Source organism: Actinokineospora sp. (assembly GCF_050699995.1).
Classification (GTDB): Bacteria; Actinomycetota; Actinomycetes; order Mycobacteriales; family Pseudonocardiaceae; genus Actinokineospora.
In genome coordinates, this window is sequence record NZ_JBOHGC010000331.1 from 1 (window position 1) to 1,957 (window position 1,957).

The 1,957-nt window shown below is 68.6% G+C and carries 1 protein-coding gene; it reads right to left on the reverse strand.

Features of this window, described 5'->3' with window-relative positions; translation table 11 throughout:
- Positions 1-219: 219 nt before the first annotated feature.
- A complete protein-coding gene (tnpC, locus tag ACRDSQ_RS16410; protein ID WP_431422145.1) occupies positions 220-1,722 on the reverse strand; it encodes an IS66 family transposase in 1,503 nt (500 codons plus the stop codon).
- Positions 1,723-1,957: the final 235 nt, after the last annotated feature.

The window sequence follows — 1,957 nt, forward strand, 5'->3', positions numbered from 1 at the left end:
GACTTACACCACTCCACGGGACGCGGCCCGCGAGGTAGTGGCCGACGCCGGTGATGACTGCGGCCGCCTGCGGGCGTCTTCGTGCCCGGTCGGCACGGTCATTCCTTCGCGATTGGTAACTGTTCAGGTACCCGGTCGAGCAGGGCCGTGCCGGCGTTGAGATCACGCGTCGGGCTGTGAAGGCTGTCGTCGGCGATCTTGGTGCACGCGACCTGTGGTTCAGGGGCCGGGTCCGGGAGTGACCGGCATCCACGGGTTCGCGTCGAACAGTCGTTGCAACACGTCGAGCAGGTTGACGCCGTGTTTGGCGGCGGTGGACAAGTAGCTGCGCAAGGCGAGGAACGCTTCGGCGCCGCCGGTGCTGCGGAAACCGCCCGAGACTTTCTGGTGGACTTTGACCATCCTGATGTCGCGCTCGGAGAGGTTGTTGTCGAACGGGACGCGAAAGTCGGTGGAGAAGCGGAGAATGTCGTCGGCGTGGACGTCGAGGCGCAACAGCAGGTTGGCGGCTTTGGTGCGTTTGGGCCGTCCCCGCTTCCCGGTCGGGGCGGGCGCCGGGTTGGCCTCGTGCCCGGCGGCGATGATCGCCCGGTAGTCGGCCCGGATGCGGCCGAGCTCGTCGGCGGTGAGCGCGCTGTGCCCGTCGGTCTTGGCGCCGAGCACCTGCTGGTAGGCGTCGCAGAGCAGCCCGGCCATGTCGGCGGCCCATGGTTGGCCGTCAGTGCCCGCGGCGGCGTCGAGCTCTCGGAGGTGATGGGCGTTGCACAACGCGTGGTCGACGTCGGTGTAGTTGCGGTAGGGGGCCCAGCCGTCGTGAACGAGCACGCCGGTCAAGTGCTCGATGACGCCCATGGCGTCCATGGCGGCGGTGCCCCGTTTGTCGTCGAGGTGGTACAAGGTGAGCCCGGTGGTGGACGCCGAGTGCACCCAGGCAAGCGCTGCGTTCACCCGCAGGCCGGTCTCATCGGCGTGCACGACATCGGAGCGGGCGAGCCGGTCTTTGACATGGACCAGGAACTCTTCGAGCATCGCGGCGCCTTCTTCGACCATCGCCACGATCGTGCCCGTCGACACCGACGCCCCGTAGGCGTCTCGGAGCAGTTCGGCGACCCGGGCGATGGGAATGTGCTGTCGGGTCACCAGATAACAGACATAGGCCCGCAACGCCGGCCCGTAGCAGGTCGGCGCGGTCGCATCGGGTGGGAACGGGGCGGTGGTCTCCGACCCGCACGCGCAGCGGCGGCGTTCGGCGCGGTGCTCGGTGCAGAACAACGCCACCGGCGGCAGGTCGAACACCTGGCGGCGGGCAGCCCCGACGACCACCGCGTCACCGAGGTCCGCGCCGCACCCCCCGCACCGTTCGGGCACATGGGTACGCGTCGCGTCGGGGTCTTCGAGCTGGGCGAGGTGTCGGCCCGGGCCCCCGGGCTGTTTGCCGGGCTTCTTTCCCGAGCGCGCCCGACGCGACTTGGGCGCCGGCTTGGCATAACCGTCGGACGACGGCGGCTTGGACGAGTTGCGCGAGTTCATGGCGAGGCGAGCCTTCAGCTCGACGACCGTGGCGGTGAGCCCGGTGACGGTGGCGGTGAGCCCGGCCACCTGCGCCATGAGCCCCTCGATCGCCTCGGCCTGCTCGGCGACCTCGGTCCTCAGCGCGACGTTCTCGCTCGCCAGGGCCTCGTAGGTCGGCCTCGAGTCGGCTGCGCCCGGGAAACTGGAGATGTCGAGCCGTCCTTATGGTCGGCTCCGCCTGTCTCCACGATTACACGGACCACACCCTCAATCGGTGGACCCCCGGCCGCCGGGTACCTGAACAGTTACCGCGATTGCAAACCAATGTCCTCCGAGTTACCCTCGCCCGACTGATCTGGAGTGCAGAGGTTTATCCGGAGTGCAGAGATTGGGCGGGCGCAACTTCGAGCACTTTTCATCCCTCGGCGTTGGTACGCCGTTGGCC